The sequence below is a fragment of the Pelomicrobium sp. G1 genome (genome assembly GCF_051905455.1).
Taxonomy (GTDB): Bacteria; Pseudomonadota; Gammaproteobacteria; order Burkholderiales; family UBA6910; genus Pelomicrobium.
On the sequence record NZ_JBQACR010000114.1, the window covers coordinates 1 to 431 of the forward strand.

Below are 431 nucleotides of genomic sequence, written 5' to 3' on the forward strand. Positions count from 1 at the left end.
TTGATGACCTCTACGCACGATACGCATATCCCGCAAGGCGTATCGCCTCCGGCATGACATGAATACGTGTCATGTAGGCCACGCGCATGCGCCATGGCCAAGACATCGCTTTTCGACATCTCGATCAGTGGCGTGACAATTCTTATCCGCGTCCCCATTGCCGTTTCGATCATGGCCTCTGCCGCTTGAATGAACTCTTTCGTCTGGTCTGGGAAGAGATGATGTATCGGGTTAAGCAAGGCGAGAGCGACACTCTTCGCCTGCACCTTGAAGGCGTGTGCCGCCCCCGCAAGCACGAGAAGTAGGTTTCGCCCCGGGAGGAAGGCGTCCTCGTTGAGCCGCAACCGCCGGTCGGTGATGCCACTCGGAATTACTCGCCCGAAACCGGATAGGTCCATTCGAGTGACGCTCGGAAGACCGTACTTCTCATG

At 57.1% G+C, this 431-nt stretch carries 1 protein-coding gene; it reads right to left on the minus strand.

Annotated features, from left to right (window positions below; translation table 11 throughout):
* Positions 1-431 (minus strand): 7-cyano-7-deazaguanine synthase (locus tag ACTFO6_RS17735; RefSeq protein WP_439935742.1); only part of this gene is annotated, 431 nt, incomplete at both ends.